Origin of the sequence: Bradyrhizobium icense (genome assembly GCF_001693385.1) — a bacterium.
Lineage (GTDB): Bacteria > Pseudomonadota > Alphaproteobacteria > Rhizobiales > Xanthobacteraceae > Bradyrhizobium > Bradyrhizobium icense.
Window position 1 is genome coordinate 5,377,954 of the sequence record NZ_CP016428.1, and the last position, 24,885, is coordinate 5,402,838.

Consider the following 24,885-nt stretch of genomic DNA (forward strand, 5'->3'; position numbering starts at 1 on the left):
TCCTCGCAGGCTGCGACGTTTTCGTCTCCCTGGCGTTTGACCGGTGATTACATCACAAAGATCTCTCGCGGCAGAGTCGTGAACACTTCTGCGCCAGTTTCGGTAACCCTGAACGTCTCGCTGAGAGCATAGCCGAAATCTTCATCGATCCAATTATTGAGCAGTAGGTGGAAGGTCATGTTCGGCTGCAAGACAGTCCGATCACTCTCCTTGATGCTGGCCGTCGGCTCAAGCCAATCGATTCCGATGGAGTAGCCACACCGCGTTTCTTTCTCGAAACCATACTTCTTGATCGTGGAGTTGAAAGCCGTTGCGATATCGCCGCAAGTAATTCCGGGCCTGACGACTGCGAGGGCGGCTTCCATACCGGCAACTTCACCCTCGTGAACACGACGCAGGCGCTCTGAAGGCTTCCCGATCATGAAGGTACGGCTCAGTGCTGAGACATAGCCGTAACGCACAGCACCGAATTCGAAGTTAACTTGCGACCCCTGGTGAAGAACATCTTCACTCCACCGAGTATGGGGGGTGGCCGCAAGCGGGGAGGCGCACAGGTGAAAGTCCGAAACGTCTGTGCCCGGTTTGCCATTGACGCCACGAACCAATGTGGCAATGATCTCTGCGGCCGCATCAGCTTCTCTCACGCCTGGCCGGATGACCTCTTTCGCGCGCAAGATTCCCGCATCGGCAATGGCCGCGGCTTCTTTCATAATGGCGATTTCGAGGTCAGACTTAATCAGCCGAAGCCAGGTGACGCAGTCCGTGAAGTCCACCAAGGTGGCTTGCGGCATTTTGGCCTTAAATTTGCCTATCGACCGATGAGGCAGGAATTTCATCTCGAGCCCTACACCGGTGCTGGCCAGGCCATTGTCACGTAAAAAGTCGCTCACGGCGTCGAAACCATCCATTTCGCGGTTACCAACAAGGCTTTCGGGGTAGCCGATGATCCGGCTGTTGTCGATGAACATCTCGTACTTTGCCGACGGCGCATCACAGCGACGCACGATGAAGCAGGGTTCTTCATCCTTTAGACAGACGATCAGACCTTGAGGAACGTACCCGGATCTAGCAGTGTAGCCGCTAAGATAAGTGATGTTCGACGAGACGGTAACGATCAATACTTCGATTTCCTGCCGTTTCATTTCTGCCTTAACTGCGGACAGACGTCGCAGATATTCGGTCCGTGGAAACGCTTGCGGTCCCTTGGGCATTGCCATGACTTTAACTCCCACGCCGTGAATGAGGTTCCTGGTTTGCAAGTGCCGGGAAGGGCTCGAATGGCTTCATGCTAGTCTGTTGCTCACCTCAGGCCCGCAACGTCCGATTTCGCTATAAACGAGCGACTCGAACCGCCGAGCAGCACTCCTTGTGATCGAGCACGAATGTGAGGAACTAAGGTTGTACTCACAACCAAAGAAGACGTAGCACCAGCCTGCTCTCGCCCTTGCTCGCGGGCCCTTCAGGGGTGAGCAGGCCGAAACCCAAGCATTCAACACCATCGAGCAGCGCTCGGCCAAGCTCAAATACATGGATTCGACCGCGCTTATGCAACTTGCGACACGGGCCGTTGCCTGCCCCCTCCAGCCGCGAAGCAACACATCCCTTCACCCACAGATGCTAGACCATAGTACGCTCTGGCGCGACGGATGCGAACGTCATCCGACACAGGGTCGTGATGTCATAAACGGGCAGCCCTGTAATACGGCGGATTGCTGGCGCAACCAACGGGAACACCGTGCACTCGAACAGGATTGCCGCGATTTCGGGATGCACGGCGCGAAGTCGCGCGACGCAGGCCGCGACCTCTTCCTCAATATCTGCGAGATCGGTCGGCAGTGGCGTACGCCTCATCTCGTTGCGCCACAACTTGCCGCCTTCGAGACCGCCGATAACCACCCTCGCGCGCCCGGCCAGATGATTGACCCCGAGCAGATCTTCCCCGCAATGGGTCGAGTCGAAGGTTAAGACGGCGAGCTTGGCGGCAACTGGCAGCTGGCAGAGCAGCGCGGGTACCAGGAGCAGGCTCGACATCACAACAGGGACCTTTACCGAAGCAGCCACTGCCGCCTGATACCGGATAGTGAAGCCGCAGTTCGAGCTTATTGCGACGGCGCCCCGCTCAACTAAGCGCCGCGCAGCTGCGATGTAGGCCAGCTCAAGCGCTGGATTGCCGCGAATAACATCATCCCCATAAGCCCCAGCGACTGTTTCCGAGATGGTCGGGAATCCGAACGTAGCAGGATTTCGCATCGAGCCGATTGGCAGCGTCAGCGGCGCCGCATCGGGCGGAAGCGCGCGATCCAGGAGCAGAATACCAAGGGGTTGCGAAAATGATGTTGTCATGGCGCATACATAACAAGGGTCACAGCCGATTTCCGCCAATGTACGTGCTTACCGCGCCGAATTTGCACGACCTATTGGGGAATTCCGAAAGTTTACTGCAACCAAGCGTGAATTGCCAGAAAGTCCTCGTGGCAGTATCGCGAAGCCACGGCCGTAGCCGCTCAGATCGTTGAAGCGGTCGTGGCGTGCGCGACCGACGCAGCTATTGAAGCTGCCGGCCGTTCAGTAAGGATCGCAAGGACGTCCGGCGCATCGGCGAAGACACAGAGCTCAAAGAGGAACTGACACCCGCAGAGCTCTTACAGAAGCCGGTTTTCGCGCCTGAATTTCCAGACGTTCTCGAATGGATCGAGCTCGGGGCATCTCGGAGCCGTCGACCGGGCAATGCGATCGCTCGCGCACGGCTCGCCGAGCTGGTGCCTGTTCGCCGGTGGTTTGGCGATCGACCGCTGCAGGTCCTGCTCAGGCGCGAGGGTATTGACATCAACATAAGAGCTCTCTGAATTGTCATATCACCTCAGCGGGTAGGGCTTTCCGGTTGCCTCGGCTACTTGCTCCAAGACGCAGTCGCACAGCCGCTCTATGTCGCGGACCTCGTGCTCCGCTGTAATGCACACCCGAATCCTCGCTTTTCCTTCGCCGACTGCTGGCAAGAACGTCAGCGAGGTATAAAATCCGCGATCGAGAAGGCCTCTTGCGATTGCAATCGCATTGGCCTCCGATCCGATAGCCATCGTTCTGATCGGAAGTGAATTGCCTTGTTCGGCGGTTGCGATACGGCGGTCAAAGAGGTCAATTCGTTGCGCCAATCTCCCCTGCCGCTGGCCGAGTTCTGCCGAGCGGTGAATTTTGCACGACCCAAGCGCCGCGCCAACCGCCGCAAGATTGGGTGCGCCCGAAAATGCATAGGGAATGGAGTATCGTCGAAACAGCGCCTCGTGGTCGACCGTTCCAAGCATCAATATTCCGCCCGATGCGCCGAATCCCTTGGCCAGCGAGGCGGCTATGACCGTTCGCTCACCGAGCCCTTGCGGAAACTGAGAGCGAGCAAATCCTTCCCCTTGGCGTCCGAAGATCGATATGCCGTGAGCATCGTCGATATAGAGAAAAAGCCCATACCGTTCCTGGAGCTGACGCAGTTCCTTGATCGGCGAATAGTCTCCCATGGAGTAAACACCATCGCATACATATGCGACCACGGGATTTTCGCGGCACAAACGTTCGACTGCGTCGATGTCGTTGTGGACGATCGTTTCCACCCGCGTTTCATCAGCCACCACCGACTTGTGATAGGCGAGCGAGATGTGTGCAAAGCTGTCGAATACCACAACCGGCTTCCTTCCGCCGGTCAATTGGCCCGAGGCGAGGATGGGCATCGCGCCCAGATTGGCGAGCATGACACTGGAAAAGGCGAGCACGCGCGCGCAGAACATCTCGGAGAGAGTTTCTTCAAGTTCTCCAAGAAGATCGAAATTGAGTTGCGTGCGGGCGCAGGACCAATGCAATGACCGTTGCTCCTCGATCGCCTCGATCGCGCCAGCGACGACCACCGGATGATTGTCGAGGCCCAGGTAGGAGCATCGCAGGAAATCAACTACCAGCGGACGGCTCTCAAGTGGACCGTTGCCCCAAGCGATAGTGCGTCCGGTCGTGGAACGTCCATGAGCGGCCATGAGGCCAGACGTGTGGGCCGCATCGGGGTACTGCCTGCTCCCGCCGATCACGTAGGTGGCGTTCCGAAGGTGTTCAGTCGGGCCACCACCATCCGATGGCGCGATCCGCTGCTGCATGCTAAGTTCCATTCTGATCCACAAAGGATATCCAGCCGATCGTTCAGCTGTGCCCACATGACAGCGAGGCTTACGCCAATGGGCAACTGCAGACCCTGTTCAAGTCTTACGGGCAGCTCGATTGGCCCTAGTCCCGACGAGTTAAATCACCGGCTATTTCGCTTGAACAGCTACCAAATCAAGTAGCTATCCAGATTAGGGACATAGGTCCATTGTGTACCCGCATACTGGCTGATCTCGGTGCGGATGCCCTCAAATCGAAGCCATCCAATATTCTGACTGGTACCGTGGTGTTGATCGGCGTGCCGCTTACGTCGACGGCCAGATGTATAGACAATGCGCTTCTGTAATCATGAATCGTAACAAGCGCGACATCGCACTCGACCTGACGCGGCCGCAAGGCTTCGCTCTCGCAAGCGGCTTTTGTACTGTATTCCGTTGATGTGCTGCCGAAGCTCGCGTTGACTTACGGCGTGCTCAGAATACTCAATCTATCATAGTATCCGTGTCAATCTTTGGTGTGGACTGCATCTATCGCAGTTTGCGAGCCTATGGCTGGACTCGAGCACGGGTCTGGTTCACGACCCGAAACCCCGACGGCCACGCATCATGAGCCATGCGGCCGGATGACACAGTGCCGATCAGATGTCTTCGGGTATTCGCGAAATGCTGCTGCTCGCCGGGACCTGGAATCGTTCCGCCAGGGCTTCAGCCGCTGGATCGAACCAACGGTCAAGCCCTGTTCTTCCCCAAGCAAGGTAGGTATAGTCGCGGCGCGCACGCTTTTCTCGGTATGGCACGGGGATAATCGGATCTTCCGTTTCAGTCCCACTGCAAACCACTCCAGCGCTGTACGTGCCTTCAGCCTCGGCACAAACTCTCGTTCGATCTGTTCCATGTGTGGCAGGTGATCTTTGGCAAGGACCGGAGCATTCTCACGCAATTCGGGCAGGCCGAGCGTATCGCACAATGCGCGCTATTGTATTCGCGTGACCGTCGTAATGCCGAGCCAACCGAGAAAGGTTAATGCCAGTGCGGGCGGATCACGTCGCCACACGCAAGCGCCTCGTGGCGAGACGCCGACGGTGGTCATTGCGCTCCTTGGATCGCTTGAACTATCGAACTGGCACCTGCACGCGCTCAAACTGAGGTTGAAAAGTCCGCGTCAGTGCCAGCGCATCGCCTCAGCGTCGTACGCGCCGGCAAGCGGATCGCTCACGGCCATCAGCTCACGTTTGAGCACTTTACTGCTGGAGGTGGTTCTAGGCAGCGCCGGGATGAAGGCAATGTACCGCGGCACCTTGAACACTGCAAGGTTGGCGCGAGCATGTCTGAGAATGCGCTCCACGTCTAGCTTGTCTGGCGTGATGCCTTCCCTCAATTCGACGCAAATCTTGATCTCCTCGCCGCGCTTCACATCGCGAACGGGCACGGCGGCCACATCTGCAATCTCGGGAATCTCTCGGATGACCGCCTCCACCTCGCGTGCAGCGATGTTCTCGTTCGAGCGGCGGATCATGTCCTTCGTGCGCCCCACCAGCCAATGAAAGCCGAGCTCATCGCAACGCAGCAGATCACCGGTCTTGAACCATTCGCCTTCAAACAAGGCGGCATTTGCTTCCGGCTTATTCCAATAGCCCTTTAGGATCCCGCGCCCCCTCACCCACAGCTCGCCGACATCGCCGACCGGCGTGGGGCTGCCATCCTCGTTCATCAGCCGCAGCGCCCGAAAAGGCGCACGAATCCCCACCGAACCCGAGTCCGCCAGTTCGTCGAGATCGTTCGTCATCAGCGTGGCAAAGCCGATTTCTGTCATCCCATAAGCGTCCTGGGTGCGCGCTCCAAACCGCTTCCGAAATTGGCGCACCAGATCAGGACTCCAGCCCCAATTCAGGGTCTGTTTTAGGCATGTCGCCCCGTCCTCGGCAGAGGCCTCGGCCTGGCGGCCTATCAGCTCGGGAAATTGGCACCACTCGATGCGGTGCTTCTTGATCCAACCAATGAAGCGCGTCGAGCTGAATTGCGGAGCCAGGTAGAGCGTGCCGCCCTGTCGATATGACCTCAGGAGATGCTCTTGCGGATCGCCGTAGAAGAAAGGCTGCGCAGATAGATACCTCTGATATGCTTGCACCTCCGAGCACGCCGCGTGGTACGACCTTACGCCCCAGTAATCGTGCGTCAACATGCAGCCCTTTGGAAAGCCCGTTGTTCCTGAGGTATACTGAATATTCAACAAATCATCGGGACGGATATCCTCTTCTATTAACGAGTCATCAGCGCCTTTGACCAATTGATCGAGCGTAGCGGCTGTCCCGTGGGAAGGCTGCCCAACGAGAATTACTCCCTCCTTCGCGAGGTCTTGCGGCCAAGGCTCCATCGCCGCGAACACTGACCACGCCGCCCCGTCGACAACGGCGAACTTGGCTTGTGTGTCGCTCAGAACGTATTCGATTTCCCTCGGCGTGTAGCGCATGTTGATCGGGACCATCACCGCACCGAGCTTCGCAATAGCGAACCACAGGACCGGGAATTCGATGCGATTGGGTAGCATCACTCCAATGCGATCGCGCTTGCGTACGCCAAACGCACGTAGCGCATGCGCATATCTATTAGACAATTGGTCCATCTCCAAGTAGGTCGCTCGCTCACCGCGATCGAAGACGTCGATCGCTGTGGTTGAGCCGTGCGTCTTCGCCCGCATTGAAACCAGCTGTGCGATTGTGATCGTCTCATATGCGGACTCCAGCGCCTCGATCTGGCGTAACGCGTTTGCGACGTGCTCTTGCAGCTGAGTTTCTGTCAATCTTTCGAGTATCATAATTGTAACCTTCGGTTTCAGGAGGACACGAGAAGTCCGCAAACGTTCGATCTGACTCACCTCGCTTGGTTGCGGATCACCAGAGCCATCGCCGACGGCGCTGATTTCCTAGACCTCAGCCTGCCCATCCAGCATGCGTATCGCGGAGATACGACCGTTGGTCAGGCGGCGCCGCTCCCGCGTGCCTGATGCGCAGCTTTGCACTCGGATCAAGATCAAACGGCGCGAACACGCAGGGCGATGCAGAGACCACCTTGCGACTCGGTGTGGCCCGCGTGCTCGAGGTAGGAGTTTGGCAGTCTTTTTTTGGTGCCGGCGCACCTGAGGGAACGTGAGACGTGCTGAGGATTAACCACGCTTGCCATTGCTGCACCTTTCTATCGTGATGACCTGCGTGCTAGCCTATTCTGCGAGTTAGCAATTAAGCGTACATGATCAACAAGGATCGGGGCACTACCTACTCTGGTGAGGATATCGTATCGCCATTTGAAGAAGCCGCCTAGCATGCATCAACCCACTGTGATGCTCGATCCTCTCAGAGACCCTTGGAACGGTGTGAGTCTAAGACGCAGATTTTTTGGTCGAAAGGAGATTATCAGTTCTTTGGTTTCTCGTGGCACGCATTGTTTATTATGTGCCATGCAGAAACTCGTGCTGGCAAGACGGATGATCTCGGATACCAGATTGCAAGTTCAGGGTTTTCATCTCCGGCCAGAAGCGGGGCGTAAGACCGAGGCTCAAGTGCGGCAGGCGCCACAGATCCGCCGTCGAATCGTCATCGCCCATCTCAAGCTGAACAATCGCATGGACCGCAACTATCCCTGGTACCGGCAAGGGGATGCTGCCAACGCCGTCCTCACCACAGCCAGCTACGACTTTCGCCACTTTATCCACTGGGTGAGGTTTGGCATCCCAAATTCTGGCTACACTCTTCGTCCACCCCCGAATTAATCCAGCCCCATACTACGATTCAGGGACGACGGCATCGCAAGGTGTTGGGCGTGCACCTCGAAGTGGTTCGGAACCGACGCGCGATGCATGTTCTTAAATGGATCTCGTTGGAATAGCCCCTTGCGTGACTTTCTTAGACTCGTGTACCCGGAATGCCGCCGCAGTCGAAATCGGGTCTAAACAGGCTCAAGCCGAAGATCGAGTTCGTCACCTCGTGCAACTGCCTGATGGCCACAAGCAGTAGCACGTTGTTCGAAACCTGCGCGGTGAAGATCTGGACGTTCTGGCGGCTGACGACGTGTTGTCATCTTGGCGAACGGCTAGCGTCTTGAGCCGCGTGGCGACGAGCCTATTCGACTCTGTGGCCGTATCGCTGTCGCTGTTGGCGGGCTGATATCTCGGCCAGCAGCACAGAATTGGAGGTTGCGCGGCCGCTCACCGGGCGTTCACGCCAAGCGTAATAGCGGCCGGCGAGACCTCGAGCACGGCGCACATCAGCCGCACCGGATAGGTGTCGCGGTGGTCCTCGATGAAACGGAAGCTCATGTCCGGGTTCCGGCAAAGATCGCGATCGACTTTCTTAAAATGTCGCGCTCCATGCGCAGCCGCTCGTTCTCCTGGCGCAGCCGGGCGATCTCCGAAGCCTGGTCCGCCGACATCGGCGTCGCCTGCGTGTGGGGCGCCACGCCGCCGATGTCGGCTCCTGTCGGAACCTAGCCACCCAGCGTCGCAATACCGAGTCGCGCAGACCGAGCTCCTTGGCGACCGACCCGATCGATCGACCGCTCGACAGCACCAGCTCAACGGCCTGGCGCTTGTAGTCCTCTGTGAACGACCGACGTTGACGTCCTTCCATCGACACCTCCTGGCTCCTTGAGCCTACTACAGGTGTCCACTCATTCGGAGGAGGTTCAGATTCAAGGTGCTCCGCAGAGTTGGTCTGTGAAAGGTCATACAGTCGAGCAGCATATGAAAGGGCGACCTCGTTCTCGTTGACCCCGATGATCCAATAGCCCTCGGCTGATTTGATCGGCGAGCGATATGGCCGGAAATTTGGAGATATCCGCCCTTTTGTTGGAATGCCCTGCCTTATTGAGACATACTCATGAAAGTCGAATCCGACGAAAAGCTTGATGTCTCGCTGGGCGGCCGCGTCGCTATGTAATTGAAGCAAACGGGAGATTGGCAGCAGATCAGTTACGCTGTTCACAGCATTAGCAATGGCTCGCGGCTACCTACTTTGGTGAGAAAAATGGTATTAATGTTAGAAAGCGAGTTGGCAGGTCTACGCATCAGCTGGCGGCAGAGAAAGAGCGGTAGCTAGTCCCCGTCCTTTAATCGCTGTCGCTATGACCAGGAAGACCCATCACTCACGATTGAGCAGCCGAGAAGATTCCAAGCGCGAGAATGGCACACTGTTCCAGACAACATGAAAGATTTCGGACTTCGAATGCAGGCGCGGACGGCGGTAGATCGGAAATTCGCCGGAGCGCTCGACAATTTGAGCACGGCTTGAATCAGGGAAACTCCTCACATTCTGATCATCCATTGGAGCTAAGCCGCGGACGGATCGAATTCAATGCTTGAGGAGTTTGGGGGGACTTTGTGCATCCTGATGAGCAGGACGCCGTAGTCGGTGAGCGCCATGATGCCTGCGTCTCGGACCCAAAAACCCACATGAGGCCGTCCGGGGGGTCTATTCTGTTGGCAACGTCCCACAGCCAGTCCTCGTCTCTGCCAAGATAACGAGACCGATCGCGGTGACGGATTGAACTTTATTGACGTGGATGATCAGGCGGCATGAACGCAGGACGTTGACGCGCGACGCGTCATTCACGGCAATAATTCATGCAGCTGATTTCATGGCATGTCGGCGATGCGCGAAGACGTCGGCGAGCCAGGCCTCGGCGAGGAATGGCAAAAATTGCCTTCTTGCATGGCTGTGACCGACATCATGCGACAACTCGTTTCGGATCCTCCAGGTTCGCCTTTGCAGCGGCACAGGCCGCCGGCTTTACCGTAATGAACCGGAATGAAAGGACGTAGCCTTCGATGCATCGTTGCTCTCCTCTGGTCGTGCCTGACAGGCGCTCTGACGAGGGATTGGCTATTTCCGTCGTCTACTCCCTCATCGACCGGATCGGGCGCGCTCTCCACCCGGACACAGGCAAGCTTTAACTTCGGCCGAATGGCAATCGGCCTCACATGGGCGCCATCTTTGTCATGCCGGCCGGTCCGGTTGGCTACGGCGTGTGGGAAATTCGACAACCCGCAGCGTCATTTTAACTGCAAGCTACTAGTTACACGTATTTTCTCTCGTCAGGCAACCTGCGCACCGGATTCCGCGAGCGGCACGCCGGTTGCTAGGAGGAGGAAGCCCCGCCGCAACCGACGCCGCTCCGCCGGAGTTCACGATGAGAGCCGCTCAAGTACGCAGCGAAATTTACCGAACCAGCCAAGGAGACTGGACCGTCCTTCAACCAAAAGGTTTGGCCTTAGGCCCACTTAAGCCTTGGCGCAAGCTGACATTTTTAGAGCCTTATCATGCCAATAAGGCCGTTTCAGGTGTTTCTTTCGGCGATGGCTCGCGCCGATCCCACCGCGGTCAAAGCGGTATGCCTCCTGTGCTCGACCATCAGAGTTGATGCGCATGGAAAGCTATCCGGCCGAGATTTGGGAGTGGGGCAGGCTCACGATCGACGTCGCGAGCTTAACGATCGTGAGCCTGCGGATCTTTCGAACACCTCTCGCCAGATCGCTGGCGCGCTCGACGACTATTGGACTGGCGCGGCACATCCGATGCCTTTTGCAGCCGATTGCGCCGACCTTGCAGGAGCGGCGAAATTGACAGAAACGACTCAAAATGGCCGCACTCTGGATGCTGCCAGAGAGGCCCTTCGGATGCTGCCAGAGACGTTCTGCGCAAGCATAACGGGCTTTGGTTTTACGACGAATCCTACGTCATTTCGCGCTGGCGCGACTGACATTCCAGGATACACAACACAGACAGCCGCCGGCATCCGGCGGGAACAAGGGGTTGTTTGATGCGCGCCTCCTATCTCTTCACCAGCGAGTCGGTTTCCGAGGGTCATCCGGACAAGGTTTGCGATCGAATCTCGGACGAGATCGTCGATCTGTTCTACCGGGAAGGTCCGAAGGCGGGCATCGACCCATGGCAGATCCGCGCGGCCTGTGAAACGCTCGCCACCACCAACAAGGTAGTGATCGCCGGCGAAACCCGGGGACCGAAATCGGTCACCAATGAGCACATCGAAAGCGTGGTGCGCGATGCCATCAAGGACATCGGCTACGAGCAGGAAGGCTTCCACTGGCAGAAAGCCGACATCGAGATTCTGCTGCATCCGCAGTCGGCCGACATCGCGCAGGGCGTCGATGCCAAGCAGCCCAGCAACCAGGAAGAGGGCGCGGGCGACCAAGGCATCATGTTCGGCTACGCCACCAACGAGACGCCGGACCTGATGCCGGCGCCGATTTTCTACGCCCACAAGATCCTGCGTTTGATTTCCGAAGCGCGCCACTCCGGTCGCGAGAAGGTGCTCGGTCCGGACTCCAAGAGCCAGGTCACCGTGCAGTACGAGAACGGCAAGCCGGTCGGCGTCCGCGAGATCGTGGTCTCGCACCAGCATCTGGTGGAGGACCTGACGTCCAGTCAGGTTCGCGACATCGTCGAGCCCTATGTGCGCGAGGCGCTGCCGAAGGAGTGGATTAACGGCAAGACCATCTGGCACATCAATCCGACCGGCAAGTTCTACATCGGTGGCCCCGACGGCGATTCCGGGCTTACCGGGCGCAAGATCATTGTCGATACCTATGGCGGCGCGGCCCCGCATGGCGGTGGCGCCTTCTCCGGCAAGGATCCGACCAAGGTCGACCGTTCGGCCGCCTATGCCGCGCGCTATCTCGCCAAGAACATCGTCGCCGCCGGTCTTGCCGACCGCTGCACGCTGCAGCTTGCCTATGCGATCGGCGTGGCGCGGCCGCTGTCGATCTATATCGATACCCACGGCACCGGAAAGGTGCCGGAGGACCAGCTCGAAGAGGCGGTGGCTCAGGCCATGGATCTGACGCCGCGCGGCATCCGCACCCATCTCGACCTCAATCGCCCGATCTACGCGCGCACCTCGGCCTACGGCCATTTCGGCCGCACGCCGGACAATGAAGGCGGCTTCTCCTGGGAGAAGACCGACCTGGTCGAACCGCTCAAGCGCGCGATCTGAGTTTCGTCTATCTCTCCCCGCCTGCGGGGAGAGGTCGCCGCGCCTTCGCGGCGGGTGAGGGGAGCCTCCGCATATCTCGCTACTCAATGTTCGCGGCGGCAGCCCCTCACCATAGCCGATGCTTCGCATCGGCGTTCTGAAATAAGGAGCGGCGGCCTGTTGGCCGCCGTTGCCCTCTCCCCGCAAGAGGGGGGCGAGGGAGCTGACCGTCACAATGCGTGCAGCTTCTGCCTGTACGGATACGTCGCCCGAATTCATCGTGTTAGGAAAAACGACATGACCACCGCCGCCGCCAAGAAGCCCGCCTTCACCGACTACATCGTCAAGGACATTTCGCTCGCCGAATTCGGCCGCAAGGAGATCTCGCTGGCCGAGACCGAAATGCCGGGCCTGATGGCGACGCGCGAGGAATACGGCCCGAAGCAGCCGTTGAAGGGCGCGCGCATCGCTGGCTCCCTGCATATGACGATCCAGACCGCGGTCTTGATCGAGACGCTGGCGGCGCTCGGCGCTGACATCCGCTGGGTCTCCTGCAATATCTATTCGACGCAGGATCATGCGGCGGCTGCGATCGCCGCCGCCGGCATTCCGGTGTTTGCGGTGAAGGGCGAGACGCTCACCGAATACTGGGACTACACCGCAAAGCTGTTCGAGTGGCACGGCGGCGGCACGCCCAACATGATCTTTGATGACGGCGGCGACGCCACCATGCTGGTGCATGCCGGCTACCGCGCTGAGCAGGGCGACACCGCCTTCCTCGACAAGCCGACGTCCGAGGAAGAGGAAATCTTCTACGCGCTCGTCAAGCGCCTGTTGAAGGAGAAGCCGAAGGGCTACTTCGCGGAAATCGCCAAGAACATCAAGGGCGTCTCGGAGGAGACCACGACGGGTGTTCACCGCCTGTACGACATGGCGAAACAAGGGCACGCTGCTGTTCCCTGCCATCAACGTCAATGACAGCGTCACCAAGTCGAAGTTCGACAACCTCTATGGTTGCCGCGAGTCGCTGGTCGACGGCATCCGCCGTGGCACCGACGTGATGATGTCCGGCAAGATCGCGATGGTCGCGGGTTTTGGCGACGTCGGCAAGGGCTCGGCCGCCTCGCTGCGCCAGGCTGGCTGCCGCGTCATGGTTTCCGAAGTCGATCCGATCTGCGCGCTGCAGGCGGCGATGGAAGGTTATGAAGTCACCACCATGGAAGACGCCGCGCCACGCGCCGACATTTTCGTCACCGCAACCGGCAACAAGGACATCATCACCATCGACCACATGCGCGCGATGAAGGATCGCGCCATCGTCTGCAACATCGGCCACTTCGACAACGAGATCCAGATCGCGGGTCTGCGTAACCTGAAATGGACCAACATCAAGCCGCAGGTCGATGAGATCAAATTCCCCGACAAGCACCGCATCATCCTGTTGTCGGTAAACCTCGGCAACGTCACGGGGCATCCGTCGTTCGTGATGTCGGCCTCCTTCACCAACCAGACGCTGGCGCAGATCGAACTATTCGCCAACAATACGGACGGCAAGTACCAGAAGAAGGTCTACGTCCTGCCGAAGACGCTCGACGAGAAGGTGGCGCGGCTGCATCTCGCCAAGATCGGCGTCAAGCTGACCGAGCTGCGCCCCGACCAAGCCGAGTATATCGGCGTCAAGCCGGAAGGCCCGCACAAGTCGGATCACTATCGGTACTGATCCGCGCATCCCTGGAAAACGCCCCGGCACAGCCCGGGCTCTTTTGTTTGACGTCCCTCTATTTGAAAGTCGAGACGTTGGAGGAGGAGCCTATCGTCGATGGCGCGACACATGCGATGGTAGTGTCGATTGTTGGTTCGACACTGCTCTCGTCCCGAATGTCAGTTTTGGATCAGCGCCGCGCGGTGTGTTTCTCTCTTCCAGCAAGGCGCGACAGGATCCTGCAAGTGGCACGCCGGGAGCCACGGCAAACCAATGAATCTTAGCCGATTGATCCTCATGAATCGCTGACGATATCTGTGGTTGGCATTCAAGCGAGCGAACATCAATTTCGCGGTTACCGCGAACTCCGAGCCGGACCAGCAAACTTCTGCAGATTTTAAACAGAAATCGGTCATGAGTTGAAGGCGCTGAGGCAGAGTTAACTTACTGTATTTGACGCAGATCGAATTTGGACTCACGTCCTCAGCTAGGCAAATACTCGCGACTCCAGCTTTCGCTGATCGCGCCCGCGGCGAGCAACGCGTCTATTTCGGCTTCGGCGTATAGCAACCACAGTAGAATTTGCCGAGTGGAAGCTCCGTGTTTTTCCGCGAGAGAGAGCGCATAAACCTTTGCAATCACCATACGGATCGCATAAGAATCAATCAGCGTTACGGTATGGCCGCTCGGATGGGCATGAAATATTGAAAAGGAACAGCTGCGCTGGTCGGGTCCCGCAGCAACATCCGCAGGCCTCGAATGCGCCGACCGTATGGCCGCCATCCTCTCGCAGATCGCGGCACCGACATCGGCTGCATCAAATCTTGACAACCATTCCTCAGCCGAAGCCATCCCGATCGCCCTTGCAAGGAAGGAGGCGCGGTCTTCCTTCGGCACATCGGCAAGCCCTTCAAGTCCCTCGACCCGCGCAGGCGAGGCAGATCGCCCTCGCGCGCGCTGAGCAGGAGGCTGCGGCCGGAGGCCGTCCCATAGAGAGGGGTCAGTGCATCATAGCCCTGAGCATCGAGACCGGGGGCTCATCGAAGTGTCCGCGCCCTTCATACTGATAGCAGAACGGGATCCACAGGACACCGGAGAGTGCCGACAGTGATGTCTGGGCCCGCCCTGCGTGGCCGGTCTTGGCCTTCTGGTACAGCGCGACGGCAACGCCCAGAGCCGCGCCGAACCCACCCATTACGTCAATCGTACCGACGTGCGCGTGTTCCTCGGGTGTCTCCGCGGAACCACCGAACCTCGGCATGATGCCAGTCGTCGCTTGGACGTTGTTTTCATAGCCGAGATAGTCGCTGCGTGGGCCGCAACGGACGCCGCCGAAGCAATCGAGCTGGCAGAACATCGCGTACTTGTTGAGCGCTTTCAGGCTTTCCAGGTCGAGCCCCATGCGTTTGACCTGCAGGTCAGTCGCGTTCCAGATCACGGCATCAACCGACTTCACCAGCCTCTCGAAAAGCTCCCGGCCACCGGATGAGCCGATATCCACCAGAACCGAGCGCTTGCCGCGCATATGGGCCATGCCGTAGATGATCGTGTTAAAGCAGTCGTAAAGCGGACTTGCCGGACCGATCTTGATCACCTCCGCACCGAAACGGGCGAGATAGTACGTCGAATGTGGGCCAGCGATGACATTGGACAGGTCAAGAACCCGTACGCTGTCGAGCCATCCAGCCGGCATATCGGCCGGCCGGCCGCCCGGCCGTCTGCTGCAATCGCCGAGAGCGCGGCGACCGCCTGATCGAAGGTGACCCATTTCCGCGGCGCCGGACTCAGTATCGCTTCCCCGCTTTCCTCCAGCCACGCCACAGGCCCGAGCTGGATCATCCGTCCATACGCGGGATCGTTGACTTCGATCCTCAGGCCCGTGCATCTTGCGTGATCGGCGCTAATCCATTCCTGTAACCAACGCTGCGCCCCCGCGGGAATCCGGCTTTCCCCGAAATGAGCTCCCATTCCTTTGCGGTTCGGGTCAGGAAGACAGCCTTCATCCGCCCGGCGATCTTGTCCGGCCAGTATTTCGGCAGGGGATACGCGCTGAGCGAGAGATCGGATCGCCATTCGCGGATAGGAAGATAGGTATCCGCCCTCCTCCGTAAGGCCCTTGGCCACGAGTTCGTCGTATAGGCCGAGAACCTGCAAGCAGCGCTTGGTATGATGCTTGTGGCCTGGGCAGACGACGTAGAACATGCGTTCGTCCTTACATTTGTAATTGCGGTAGAATGGATCGAGCAGCTCCTGCGAGGACTCGTAGGAGAGATCCATCGGCAAGCCCGCTTCGCGCCGCCGGGCGATCTCGCGCTCACGTTGTGTCTTGTAGCGGGGCGGAAGGTGGTCAATTTTCATCGAGTTATAGGCGAGGCCCTCCATGACCGCGCATGCAAGAGGCACCTCGATCTGATCCCCCATTCCGCTGCGCTCCCGCGCCTGAAGCGCCAGCACCGTAGCCGAGGCGGCGACCATCTGCCGTAGGCAGATGCCAGAGGCAACGCACCGGCCCTCCGGCATCCAGCACACTACGATCGCGACGTTCGCACTGACGTGAGTTCGCGATCGCGCGGGATTGGCTTTCAAAAGGCTGACGGCTAGGTCAGGTGCTCCCGGTTCTCACCGGCGAGCACGCGCCTGACCGTCCTGTGAATTCCTGGCAATGCCGCGCAAGCCGGCACGCTTAAGGCCGTCCTTAGTACGATAGCCCAAAGCCATGATCGTCCTTTGGCCCATGATCCGGAGAGCAAACAAAGCGACTGACGCGGCCGCCCTCCTGTGATGGTTGATATGCATCTGTTCATCTCCAAACCGGGGCTAGCTCTAGAGATCCTACGTCGAAGGCCCGAGTAACTCTTCGCCGGCTGGCGTGCGAACGACGGCCACGTTGGTTCGCTTCGGCGAAAACAGGCTTTCCGTTCTGAAGGATCCAGCCATCCGGCACGGAAATATCCGCGACTTCGCCTATTCCATCTGGGCAGATCTTGCAGCGAAACGGAAGTTCGTAGCGGAATTACCCATGTGCCAAGCCCCTGGATAGGACAGGTCGTAAATGGTTCCGTCGCGAGTCTGCACACGCAGCGGGCCTGGCCATCCTTCCCACGGTATGGATACAAGACGACGTCAGCTCGTCGACTTCGACGTGGCGCATTACGGCCTTGGCAATGTGGACGGAGTGAACGCCGCCACAGAAGTTGGTCAACATGTAGGGGATCAGCAGTTCGAACCCGCGGGTCGACTCCTCCGAGGGCACGAACAGCCGAGATGTTCGCAAGCTTTTCCAATCACGGCAAAGAGTTTGCCTTCGTCGAGCAGCCGTGCAGATAGACGAGAGCGACGATGGGCCGTAGCGAGACTGAGCGGCACGCATACTCCGTCCGGCGTTCTCGAGATCGTGGATGTTGTCAGCCAGGGATTTCGATCGTCGGCGCGGACATGCAGCACGGCATGGACTCGGCCACTGGTAAGGAGATATCGGCCTAGCGCCGTCAAGATGCCGCCTGCAGCCCCCGTCTGACGGATGATGTGCTCGCTGGACCAGGACCTGTGTATTTCACGCATGGGGCCCCACACCAGATGGATGGGACCCGTTGGTGTCTGCCGGGCCCGTGGACCGACACGCCCGAGCAAACGGCCATGATCTGCTCGTTCTTCCCGACAGCGACTTCACCTCGGACGAGAGACCGCATGTTACCTTCGATATTGATGTCCATCGATATCGCAAAGCCAATGATGCTCGCGCATAGGCCACAGCCTGTGCACAAGCCGGCGACCACGACATCCTCGACGTCTCGGGCGGGCGCGGCGAAGAACATTGACTTGCCGTGCAACTGCTTGCGGCTCGATAGGGAGCCTCCTGAAATGTCCTGAGCTTGGCGAGCGCCATTATCCTCCGGATGGGCTTGCCGCGATCGTCACGGGCTGCCGGTGAGTTCGCGGTCAGCGCAGCCCGATGCTCGCGCCAGCGCGCCCCGGGCGGGGCAGCTCCGCATGCAGCCGCCCCAGCTCCAGGACGCGCTCGCGTAACTTCCCCTGCACGGGTCCGCTGCGTCCGTTGCCGGCCTCGACGTGGACGAGCATCTGTTCGCCCGTGACCGCCGGCCCGTCATCATCCTCACGCATCATCATGTGAAAGAGATGAAGGCGCTTGTCATCAGCGCCGAGGACCTGCGTGAGCACCCGGATGCGGTCGCCGGCGTACAGGGCCCGGAGATGGGACAGGTGCGTCTCGACGCTGCGATAATTGCCGCTGTTTGAGAGGTACTCGCCGTCAAGCCCGATGTAATGGAGCAAGGTGCCAGCAGCGCTGCCGAAGAGCTGGAAGCAGCGGATCTCATTGAGGTGCCCGTCGTGATCGAGCCAGTCAGACGGGATCTGTCGTGTCGCCATCCGCAGCGGGCCGGAGCCGCTAGTGAGCTGGGAATCGAGGTCAATGAGCTGGGGATCGCGGTCTCGTAGCCCCTTTTCCCAGGACAGAAGCGTCTCGCCGGCGCCGTAGCCCTTAGCCCGCAGCGCCTGCAGCACAGCCAAGAGGCAATCGTCGCGTTTCTGCTGGATCTCAGGGATTGTCAAGTTGTCGGACTTCGTCTGCGCGTCAGACTGCCCGGCGAGTTTGTCTAAAAAGGCGCCGGTGAGCTCGGGCACGTCGGTGAGCTTCGTCCTCGGCCACTTCAGCGCTGGTCCCCACTTGTCCATGAAATGGCGCATGCCGGTCGCATCACCACTCATGCGGAAGGGACCGATGATCGCCCGGCGCAGCCCGAAGGAGTAGCGGATCGCGTCATCGACCTCCTTCACGGTGGCCACATCGTCGTGCACCAGCCAAAGCGCCTCGCGCCACATCGCTTCTTGCAGCCGGTTCGCGATGAATCCATCCACTTCTTTGCGCACTACGAGGGGGTGCATCCCGACCGACCGATAGATCTCCGCCGCCCGTCCCAGCGTCTCGGGCGCCGTGCGCTGTCCAGCGCACAATTCAACTAGCGGCAGCAGGTGCACCGGGTCGAACGGGTGCGCAACGAGCAGGCGCTCGGCGTGGTCCATCTCCGCCTGCAGCAACGACGGCCGAAACCCCGAGGTCGAGGAGCAGATTAGGGTCTCAGGCGCCGCCGCCCGACTGGCGAGCGCGAGCAGCTGCTGCTTGAGTTCTAGGCGCTCCGGCGCGGACTCCTGCACGAGCTCCGCGCCGAGCACTGCTTCCGCGACCGAATCCACCACCGTCAGCGCTCCCTCGGCCGGAAGCGGGAGCGTCGTCAGCCTCTGATAGGCTCGCCGCGCGTTGGCCAGCATATTCTGCACGCGTTCGACGGCACGATCCGACGGGCCGTACAGCCGCACGTCCACTCCGTTGAGGAGAAACCGTGCAGCCCACCCGCCGCCGATCACCCCGCCGCCCAGCAGCCCGACCGCTCGCGGTCGCCTGTCAGAAGCGAGCCTGGATATCTCAGATATGAGTTTTGACGTCTTGGACATAGAACTATTTGACCTCTCAAACCTGAACTTTGAGTGCAAGCTTTTCGCGCGTCTCCTCCGGGCTCATCACCCGCACACCGATCCTTTCGAGAATCTCTATCGTCCGCTGCACGAGCTCGGCGTTGGTCGCCAGCCTCCCCCGGGAGAGATACAAGTTGTCCTCCAACCCCACCCGCACGTTCGCACCGATCAACGGTGCCAATGCCACATAAGGAAACTGCATCCGTCCGATCGCGAAGGCCGAGTAGACGGCGCGCGGCGGGAGGTGACGCACCATGGCCATCAGCGTGGTTAGATCGTCGGGCGCGCCGTAGCGAATCCCCATGCACAGCTGAATCAATGGCTGATCATCGATCAACCCATCTTTGAGCAACTCGTGCACGTGTATCAAATGACCGGTATCGAAAACCTCGAGTTCAGGACGTACACCAAGGTGTTTCAAGCGTGCGGCCATCGCGCTCAGCATCCCGGGAGTGTTGGTCATGATGTACTCGCTGTGGCCGGCGAAGTTCATCGTCCCGCAATCCAATGTGCAGATCTCCGGCCGCAGCTCTTCGACGTGCACGAGCCGCTCAAGCGCGCCCACCATGTCCGTTCCAGCCGGGTCCGGCGGCAGGGGAGAGTCCGCTCCACCCAGCACAAGGTCGCCGCCCATCCCTGTGGTCAGGTTGATCACCGGATTCACATCCGACTCCCGAATGCGCTGCACCACTGCCCGATACAGAGCCGGATCCCGCGAACCCCGCCGCGTTTTGGCATCACGCACGTGGATGTGCACCACGGCCGCGCCTGCACGCGCCGCCTCGATCGCCGAATCAGCAATTTGCTGCGGGGTTACCGGCACATTCGGCTGCTTCGCCGCCCCTCCCCCTGTGACCGCACAGGTGATAAACACTTCGGAAATCATCCGCACCTTCTCCTCTCGCTGAAAAGCTCGACCTGTTCCGAGCAGGGCCCACACCGGCGACGAGTTTTATCTCATGATGTTGAGCGCTTTTGAATTTCCGGGCGTAAACAGCGTCAGCGCAATGACTCGGATCGATCGAACGGGTCTCATCGGCAACTCCCGGCAACAGGGCCGCTGCGAACGTCTTAGCTACGGCAACCCTCATCCTAGCAATCGGCGTGCCGCTCGCGGAATCCTGTGCGCGGCCTGCCTGGCGAGAGAAAACACTGTAGCTAGCAGCGCGCTCTTGAAATGGCGCTGCTGCTCGTCGGAGTTCCGACATCGAAGTCGTCAACCGGACACGGCCGACATTACGAGATGGAGCCTCATGTGATGCCGGTCGCCATTCCTGCCGAGCTTCACCACTGTGGGTGCGCGGCCAAGCGGGAGTGCGAACGCCTCCTCCAGCGCCGGCCGGCCTGCCGCTGATGCCGCCTGAACTGTTTGCATGGGCGTAGCGGCCTGCCATCATCGCGGCGGCCTTGGCCACACGAGAACAGGATTGCCGCAGTCTGACGCCGTGCCTCCTCGCCAGGCGGTTCCCTTGACGGCCGCATGCAACAGATTGGCATCCGTCGGAAAGGTGATGGCCTTTGGCTGTACCGTGGGTGTCGACCGTGACGCGCCTGAGGTCCTGGCCGCGTAACGCGCCGGCCTCGTGGGCCACCCGCAAGCTCTCCCAGCAGCAGTTCCAGCTTGTCGCCGAGCTGCTTGCGCCAATAGCTCAGGTCCGAGCGTTCGTGCGGGAAGACGTTCTGGAAGAACTCTTCGCCGGTGAAGAACTGGAAATATGGGTCGTGAACCCAGCGCTCGCCCCCTCTTCGGACAGCCCGTAAATGTGCTTGAGCAACAGCAGCCCGATCATGAAGCGCGTCTTGATCCCGGGCTGGCCATTCTCGCTGTAGAGCGGCGCGATCTCGCCGTCGATCCAGTCCCAATCGATCTTGCCGGCGAGCAGAACCAGTTCGTGCTTCATGTTGATGATCTGGTCCAGCCGCGCCCGGAACAGATCGTTTGATCCTGTCCTCTTGCGCTTCTTCGGTCGCATCGTCCCCTCCGATGTGCCACAGAATCATGATCCGCAGCGAAAGGGAGTCCACAAATGAAATTGCAAAGTGTTAGGATCTCAAGGCCGCGATCCTTCAATCTCATATGCCAACAGACTCCCCACCAAGCGCTTGGAGGCTTGTTCACGCGCGACTATCGAACTGGCCACCTGGCGCGTGCGCAAACTAAGGTGAAACGTCAGCTTCAGCGCCAGCGCTGCTCGGAAGTGTGTGTAGTCCCAGTCAATCCGTGCTCACCGATAATGGCGTGCAGTTCTGCGATCAGCCCTCGCGCTGGTCCGGACCGACTGCCCGTTGGTGTCTAACATTTGACCGCATCTGTCGCGAGCATGGCATCGAGCATCGCCTCACCAAACCAAGGCACCCGTGGACCAATGGCTAGGTCGAGCGGATGAACCGTATCCTCAAGGAGGCGACCGCGCGGCGCTACCACTAGATACGCACTAGCAGCTCAGAGAGCACCTCAGCGCCTTCCTGGATCCCACAACCTTGTCAAATGGCTTAAGAGCCTGCGCGGCCTCACACGGTTCGAGGCCATCTGCAAAATCTGGGCTGACGAGCAATCTTGTTGAACGACCACCCGCTGGGAAGGCGATCGGCGGCACGGAAATGCTTGAACGGACTAGAGCGGAAAGACCGTTGATTGAGTCGATCTAAGGTGGCGTATGAATGCGCCGCTATGTAGGCAAACGAGCCAGCCTCAAACAAACCTTCAAACCTCCACCAGTAACAGGCAGCTCAAATCAGCTGCGGTGCCAGCGAGAACCGCTCTCAAGCCTCCAGCTCTCGTTCTTTGAAGCGCAACGAAGTTGATAGTATGAGGATAAGCGGAGATATTCGTATAGCGGTGTGTTATTTCCTCATCCACCTCTCTATATCTTTTGTTCACTGAAAGGCAGTTATCCGGCGATCCGGCGTGGCTCCGGGGCCAAACTCGGCTCCTTCATTCGACGTTCTTGCAAGCAACAGTTCGCTTTCGCAAGCGAACATAGCTTAGCCCCAAGCTTCTGAGACCTACAAAGAAAGATAGCCAGCAATACGGATAGGTAACTTAGTCGCACCGGATGTATTTGGGACATTAAATGCGCGCTGAGTTGCTTGCGACGAAACGCACTTCGGGGCGAATACGATCTGCGCTGACCCGGAAAAACCTCGCTTTTGCCTCGCCTCACGGTCGAAGTGGGCGCGCGCTAAGATACGTCCCCGACCTTCGAAATCATGGGAAGCGCGCTGCAATCCATAACGACAAGGTGGGGATGCGGCGGGCAATCGCAGCGTGGTCAGGAGCGCACTTCTCTGACAAGGCGAATTCGTTCGCGCAAACGGCTAAAGAACGTCGTGATGGGGCCGATACATCGTCGTCCGTGACGTGATAGCCATCCCACATTCGTTCGGCAAAACGCCTCTCCTCCTTGTATCTGCATGGCCAGAATTTGTGCAATGGAAGCGAGCGCTTTGGCCGGTGGCCACCATCAAAGCGCGTGGCGATGTCGCTCGTTCCTCCACTGGCTACAACCGCGGTGAGCTTTGGGATCTTCGCCATGTCACGCACGACCGAACAGTCGATTGAGTTCCGATCGCATGGACAAGGCAGGTTACCGTGAAGAAGACGATTTGTGGAGTGGACGTTTCGAAAGCCAAGCTCGGTGTCTGCATCGAATCCGGGCGTCGGCTTGCAAGTTTTAATAGCGACATCAGCTGCGCGCTGACCAATGCCCGCAACGTCCGACGCTATGCCGAGGCGATGGGCATTCTGGAGAAGACGACCGACCGGATCGATTCCTCTGTCATTGCCCGCTTCGCTCACAAGAACCTGGCTCCGACGCCGCTGCCAAGCCAGGCCCAGCAGCGCCCGAAGGCTCTGGTAACAAGGCTCAGGCGGGTCACCCGACGACCTTACGGTTCAAAAGCAGCGCCGCGCTGGTTTGAATGACAACCCGCCGATGCTGGCCAGTCTCGACGAGGTGAGCGCCTTGCTCAAGTGGCAATCCCGCTCGCTCGAAGGAGAGATCGCCTCCATGATCGACGACGATCGTCGACTACGATATTATAGAGGAAGGGCGAGAGCGGACCACGCCCCGAGGGGTCCCCCCTCGTCCACCGGACTGATCAGGCCGTCCTCCAGCATCCCAGCGACATCAAGATATCGCGGTTGACTCGGCCGAAAAATCTTTCCAGATCGAGATCCACCACAACGTTGTAGCCCTCGGCGATCAAGCAGTGTGCCTCGGCTACGGCCTGGTGCGCCGACCGTCCCGGCCGGAATCTGTAGCTGTGCTCGGAAAACGTCGAATCCCATTGTTTTGGAACATCTGCAGCACGGCTTGCTGACTCAGGCGGTCGACACGGGGAACGCCGAGCCTTCTGACCCCACCATCTGGTTTTCGGGATTTCCACCCGCTTAGCCGGCCGTGGCTGATAGTTCCCGTTGAGTAATTGGAGCCGAGTTGCTGCAAGGATATGCGTCACACGACTATCGTGCGGTCTTGTCGGCCGCCGGCATCATCGGATCAATGAGCCGCAAAGCCGACTACTACGACAATGCCCGATGGAGAGCTTCTTCCACACCTTCAAAACCGAGCTCGTTCATCATCGCCAATACAAGGCCCGAGCCGAGGCGTAGCTTGATATTTCGCCTCTTATCGAAGGCTTCTACAACCGCGCATCGGAACACCCATCTCACTATGTGATTGAAGAGAAGAGGCTTTGTTGGTTGAGATGCGATCCCGCAGGGTATTTTGGGCTTTGCCGCGCTTGCTCGGCAATGGCTTGGGCAGCGGACGTTGTGAGTGCGGCGCGGGCGAAGATCCAAGGACCATCAGATAAGGGCTGGATGGCCTCGATCTCGCCGGCCTCCGCTGCCAGTCGCAGCGTCTTGGGCGCAATCCCGAGAAGCTGCGCGGCTTTGCTGAGATTGAGCCATGGCTCGATCCCGTCCTCTGCCGGGTTGGAACACCGGGATGCAGTAGTTTGAGCGCATTGATGTGACGCGCTCGCGCGTCCTGCGGTTGCCGTTGTCCGTCTTGAAACCGTTGCGGTTGAGTACGCCGGCAATCAGATTGTAGCTGGCGATCAGCACCAGTTGACGCACGGCTTGGATGATATCGGCAGAGGTGCTGTTGCGCTGTCCGCGCCGCCGCTTGGGCAAGCGCAACTCGCTGTGGGCGCCACCCACCCAGTGGACGATGACAACGATCTCGGAGGCCGCGTCGTCGATATCGGCCACGACCTCGTGGATTAGGGTGCGCACGATGCGCTTCTTGACACGAGCATCGGTCGTCGGCGCTGACCAGACGGTTCGCAGGTTCGACGCCAGGACGCCGAGCGAGGCCGGAGCAACGGCGGGAGCGGGTGTACTCGCATCATGCGCGGCAAGTTTGCCCTCGACCTCCGCCACATGGACGAGCGCGCTGTTCCAGCGCGCTTCAAGCTCGCTCGCCATCAGCCTGTTCGCGGGATCAGCGGCATCGTATTGCCGAAAAGCCCGGTCGGCGGCATAGCGCGCCGCTTCGAGATCGCGACTGAGAGCACACATGATCCCGCCGTTCTCCGGCTTGCTTGGCGGCAGCGATTGCCGCG

The 24,885-nt window shown here is 59.3% G+C and carries 16 protein-coding genes and 4 pseudogenes; 6 read left to right on the forward strand and 14 right to left on the reverse strand.

Going from position 1 to position 24,885, the window contains the following annotated elements; genetic code table 11:
• Positions 1–47: 47 nt before the first annotated feature.
• The 4 genes from LMTR13_RS25345 to LMTR13_RS25360 all read right to left on the reverse strand — a co-directional run bounded on the left by LMTR13_RS25345 (position 48) and on the right by LMTR13_RS25360 (position 6,951).
• Positions 48–1,217 (reverse strand): M24 family metallopeptidase, encoded by a 1,170-nt coding sequence (locus LMTR13_RS25345; protein ID WP_065730179.1) that lies wholly within the window; start codon positions 1,215–1,217, stop codon positions 48–50.
• Between the two features lie 400 nt (positions 1,218–1,617).
• Entirely contained in the window at positions 1,618–2,343 is a 726-nt protein-coding gene (locus tag LMTR13_RS41870; protein WP_065730180.1) for an aspartate/glutamate racemase family protein, read from the reverse strand.
• A gap of 512 nt (positions 2,344–2,855) precedes the next feature.
• Positions 2,856–4,133: an aminotransferase class I/II-fold pyridoxal phosphate-dependent enzyme gene (locus LMTR13_RS25355; RefSeq protein WP_083219498.1), complete on the reverse strand. Its 1,278-nt coding sequence runs from the start codon at positions 4,131–4,133 to the stop codon at positions 2,856–2,858.
• A 1,165-nt stretch (positions 4,134–5,298) separates the two neighbouring features.
• Positions 5,299–6,951: a class I adenylate-forming enzyme family protein gene (locus LMTR13_RS25360; protein WP_065730182.1), complete on the reverse strand. Its 1,653-nt coding sequence runs from the start codon at positions 6,949–6,951 to the stop codon at positions 5,299–5,301.
• A gap of 504 nt (positions 6,952–7,455) precedes the next feature.
• Here LMTR13_RS25360 and LMTR13_RS25365 point away from each other — a divergent pair.
• Positions 7,456–7,902 carry a hypothetical protein gene (locus LMTR13_RS25365; protein ID WP_156795783.1) on the forward strand — a complete coding sequence of 149 codons (447 nt, stop codon included), beginning with the start codon at positions 7,456–7,458 and terminating at the stop codon, positions 7,900–7,902.
• A 542-nt stretch (positions 7,903–8,444) separates the two neighbouring features.
• Here the strand turns inward: LMTR13_RS25365 and LMTR13_RS42770 are convergent.
• Both LMTR13_RS42770 and LMTR13_RS43805 read right to left on the reverse strand, forming a co-directional pair.
• A complete protein-coding gene (locus LMTR13_RS42770; protein WP_236843107.1) occupies positions 8,445–8,588 on the reverse strand; it encodes a hypothetical protein in 144 nt (47 codons plus the stop codon).
• A gap of 23 nt (positions 8,589–8,611) precedes the next feature.
• A pseudogene (locus LMTR13_RS43805) lies at positions 8,612–8,758 on the reverse strand (transposase); the annotation flags it as partial.
• 1,688 nt (positions 8,759–10,446) lie between these two features.
• On the opposite strand from LMTR13_RS43805, the gene LMTR13_RS41875 reads away from it, so the two are divergent.
• The 3 genes and pseudogenes from LMTR13_RS41875 to ahcY all read left to right on the forward strand — a co-directional run bounded on the left by LMTR13_RS41875 (position 10,447) and on the right by ahcY (position 13,839).
• Positions 10,447–10,947, forward strand: coding sequence for a hypothetical protein (locus LMTR13_RS41875; protein WP_197521196.1), 501 nt, complete (start codon positions 10,447–10,449; stop codon positions 10,945–10,947).
• A complete protein-coding gene (gene metK / locus LMTR13_RS25380; RefSeq protein ID WP_065730186.1) occupies positions 10,947–12,140 on the forward strand; it encodes a methionine adenosyltransferase in 1,194 nt (397 codons plus the stop codon). The genes LMTR13_RS41875 and metK overlap by 1 nt, the downstream gene beginning before the upstream one ends.
• 276 nt (positions 12,141–12,416) lie before the next feature.
• A pseudogene (gene ahcY, locus LMTR13_RS25385) lies at positions 12,417–13,839 on the forward strand (adenosylhomocysteinase).
• A 465-nt stretch (positions 13,840–14,304) separates the two neighbouring features.
• Here the strand turns inward: ahcY and LMTR13_RS42775 are convergent.
• The 7 genes and pseudogenes from LMTR13_RS42775 to LMTR13_RS25415 all read right to left on the reverse strand — a co-directional run.
• Positions 14,305–14,718 carry a CoA-transferase family III protein gene (locus tag LMTR13_RS42775; protein ID WP_065730187.1) on the reverse strand — a complete coding sequence of 138 codons (414 nt, stop codon included), beginning with the start codon at positions 14,716–14,718 and terminating at the stop codon, positions 14,305–14,307.
• Positions 14,719–14,821: 103 nt separating this feature from the next.
• A complete protein-coding gene (locus LMTR13_RS42780; protein WP_418219722.1) occupies positions 14,822–15,514 on the reverse strand; it encodes a CoA transferase in 693 nt (230 codons plus the stop codon).
• Positions 15,412–16,242 carry a hypothetical protein gene (locus tag LMTR13_RS42785; protein ID WP_236843109.1) on the reverse strand — a complete coding sequence of 277 codons (831 nt, stop codon included), beginning with the start codon at positions 16,240–16,242 and terminating at the stop codon, positions 15,412–15,414. Before LMTR13_RS42785 ends, LMTR13_RS42780 begins: the two co-directional genes overlap by 103 nt.
• A gap of 792 nt (positions 16,243–17,034) precedes the next feature.
• Entirely contained in the window at positions 17,035–17,382 is a 348-nt protein-coding gene (locus LMTR13_RS43810; protein ID WP_083219209.1) for a coenzyme F420 hydrogenase/dehydrogenase beta subunit N-terminal domain-containing protein, read from the reverse strand.
• Between the two features lie 378 nt (positions 17,383–17,760).
• The gene (locus LMTR13_RS25405) at positions 17,761–19,293 is read right to left on the reverse strand and encodes a 3-hydroxyacyl-CoA dehydrogenase NAD-binding domain-containing protein (protein ID WP_065730190.1); all 1,533 of its coding nucleotides are present in this window, start codon (positions 19,291–19,293) and stop codon (positions 17,761–17,763) included.
• Positions 19,294–19,309: 16 nt separating this feature from the next.
• The gene (locus tag LMTR13_RS25410; RefSeq protein WP_065730191.1) at positions 19,310–20,200 is read right to left on the reverse strand and encodes a beta-keto acid cleavage family enzyme; all 891 of its coding nucleotides are present in this window, start codon (positions 20,198–20,200) and stop codon (positions 19,310–19,312) included.
• Between the two features lie 402 nt (positions 20,201–20,602).
• A pseudogene (locus LMTR13_RS25415) lies at positions 20,603–21,287 on the reverse strand (transposase); the annotation flags it as partial.
• A 1,619-nt stretch (positions 21,288–22,906) separates the two neighbouring features.
• Between LMTR13_RS25415 and LMTR13_RS25420 the strand changes: the two are divergent.
• On the forward strand, positions 22,907–23,239 hold the full coding sequence (locus LMTR13_RS25420; RefSeq protein WP_197520906.1) for a hypothetical protein: 333 nt from the start codon (positions 22,907–22,909) through the stop codon (positions 23,237–23,239).
• A gap of 526 nt (positions 23,240–23,765) precedes the next feature.
• Positions 23,766–23,926 (forward strand): annotated as a pseudogene (locus LMTR13_RS42795) (IS3 family transposase); the annotation flags it as partial.
• 198 nt (positions 23,927–24,124) lie between these two features.
• Here the strand turns inward: LMTR13_RS42795 and LMTR13_RS42800 are convergent.
• Positions 24,125–24,841 (reverse strand): hypothetical protein, encoded by a 717-nt coding sequence (locus tag LMTR13_RS42800; protein ID WP_236843110.1) that lies wholly within the window; start codon positions 24,839–24,841, stop codon positions 24,125–24,127.
• Between the last annotated feature and the right edge of the window lie 44 nt (positions 24,842–24,885).

Bases quoted from the DNA above. Each gene is read 5' to 3' on its own strand.
- LMTR13_RS25345 (WP_065730179.1), bottom strand. From the start codon at position 1,217: ATGGCAATGCCCAAGGGACCGCAAGCGTTTCCACGGACCGAATATCTG.
- LMTR13_RS41870 (WP_065730180.1), bottom strand. From the start codon at position 2,343: ATGACAACATCATTTTCGCAACCCCTTGGTATTCTGCTCCTGGATCGC.
- LMTR13_RS25355 (WP_083219498.1), bottom strand. From the start codon at position 4,133: ATGCAGCAGCGGATCGCGCCATCGGATGGTGGTGGCCCGACTGAACAC.
- LMTR13_RS25360 (WP_065730182.1), bottom strand. From the start codon at position 6,951: ATGATACTCGAAAGATTGACAGAAACTCAGCTGCAAGAGCACGTCGCA.
- LMTR13_RS25365 (WP_156795783.1), top strand. From the start codon at position 7,456: ATGCATCAACCCACTGTGATGCTCGATCCTCTCAGAGACCCTTGGAAC.
- LMTR13_RS41875 (WP_197521196.1), top strand. From the start codon at position 10,447: ATGCCAATAAGGCCGTTTCAGGTGTTTCTTTCGGCGATGGCTCGCGCC.
- metK (WP_065730186.1), top strand. From the start codon at position 10,947: ATGCGCGCCTCCTATCTCTTCACCAGCGAGTCGGTTTCCGAGGGTCAT.
- LMTR13_RS42780 (WP_418219722.1), bottom strand. From the start codon at position 15,514: ATGCCGGCTGGATGGCTCGACAGCGTACGGGTTCTTGACCTGTCCAAT.
- LMTR13_RS42785 (WP_236843109.1), bottom strand. From the start codon at position 16,242: ATGGGGGATCAGATCGAGGTGCCTCTTGCATGCGCGGTCATGGAGGGC.
- LMTR13_RS43810 (WP_083219209.1), bottom strand. From the start codon at position 17,382: ATGCGTGAAATACACAGGTCCTGGTCCAGCGAGCACATCATCCGTCAG.
- LMTR13_RS25405 (WP_065730190.1), bottom strand. From the start codon at position 19,293: ATGTCCAAGACGTCAAAACTCATATCTGAGATATCCAGGCTCGCTTCT.
- LMTR13_RS25410 (WP_065730191.1), bottom strand. From the start codon at position 20,200: ATGATTTCCGAAGTGTTTATCACCTGTGCGGTCACAGGGGGAGGGGCG.
- LMTR13_RS42800 (WP_236843110.1), bottom strand. From the start codon at position 24,841: ATGTGTGCTCTCAGTCGCGATCTCGAAGCGGCGCGCTATGCCGCCGAC.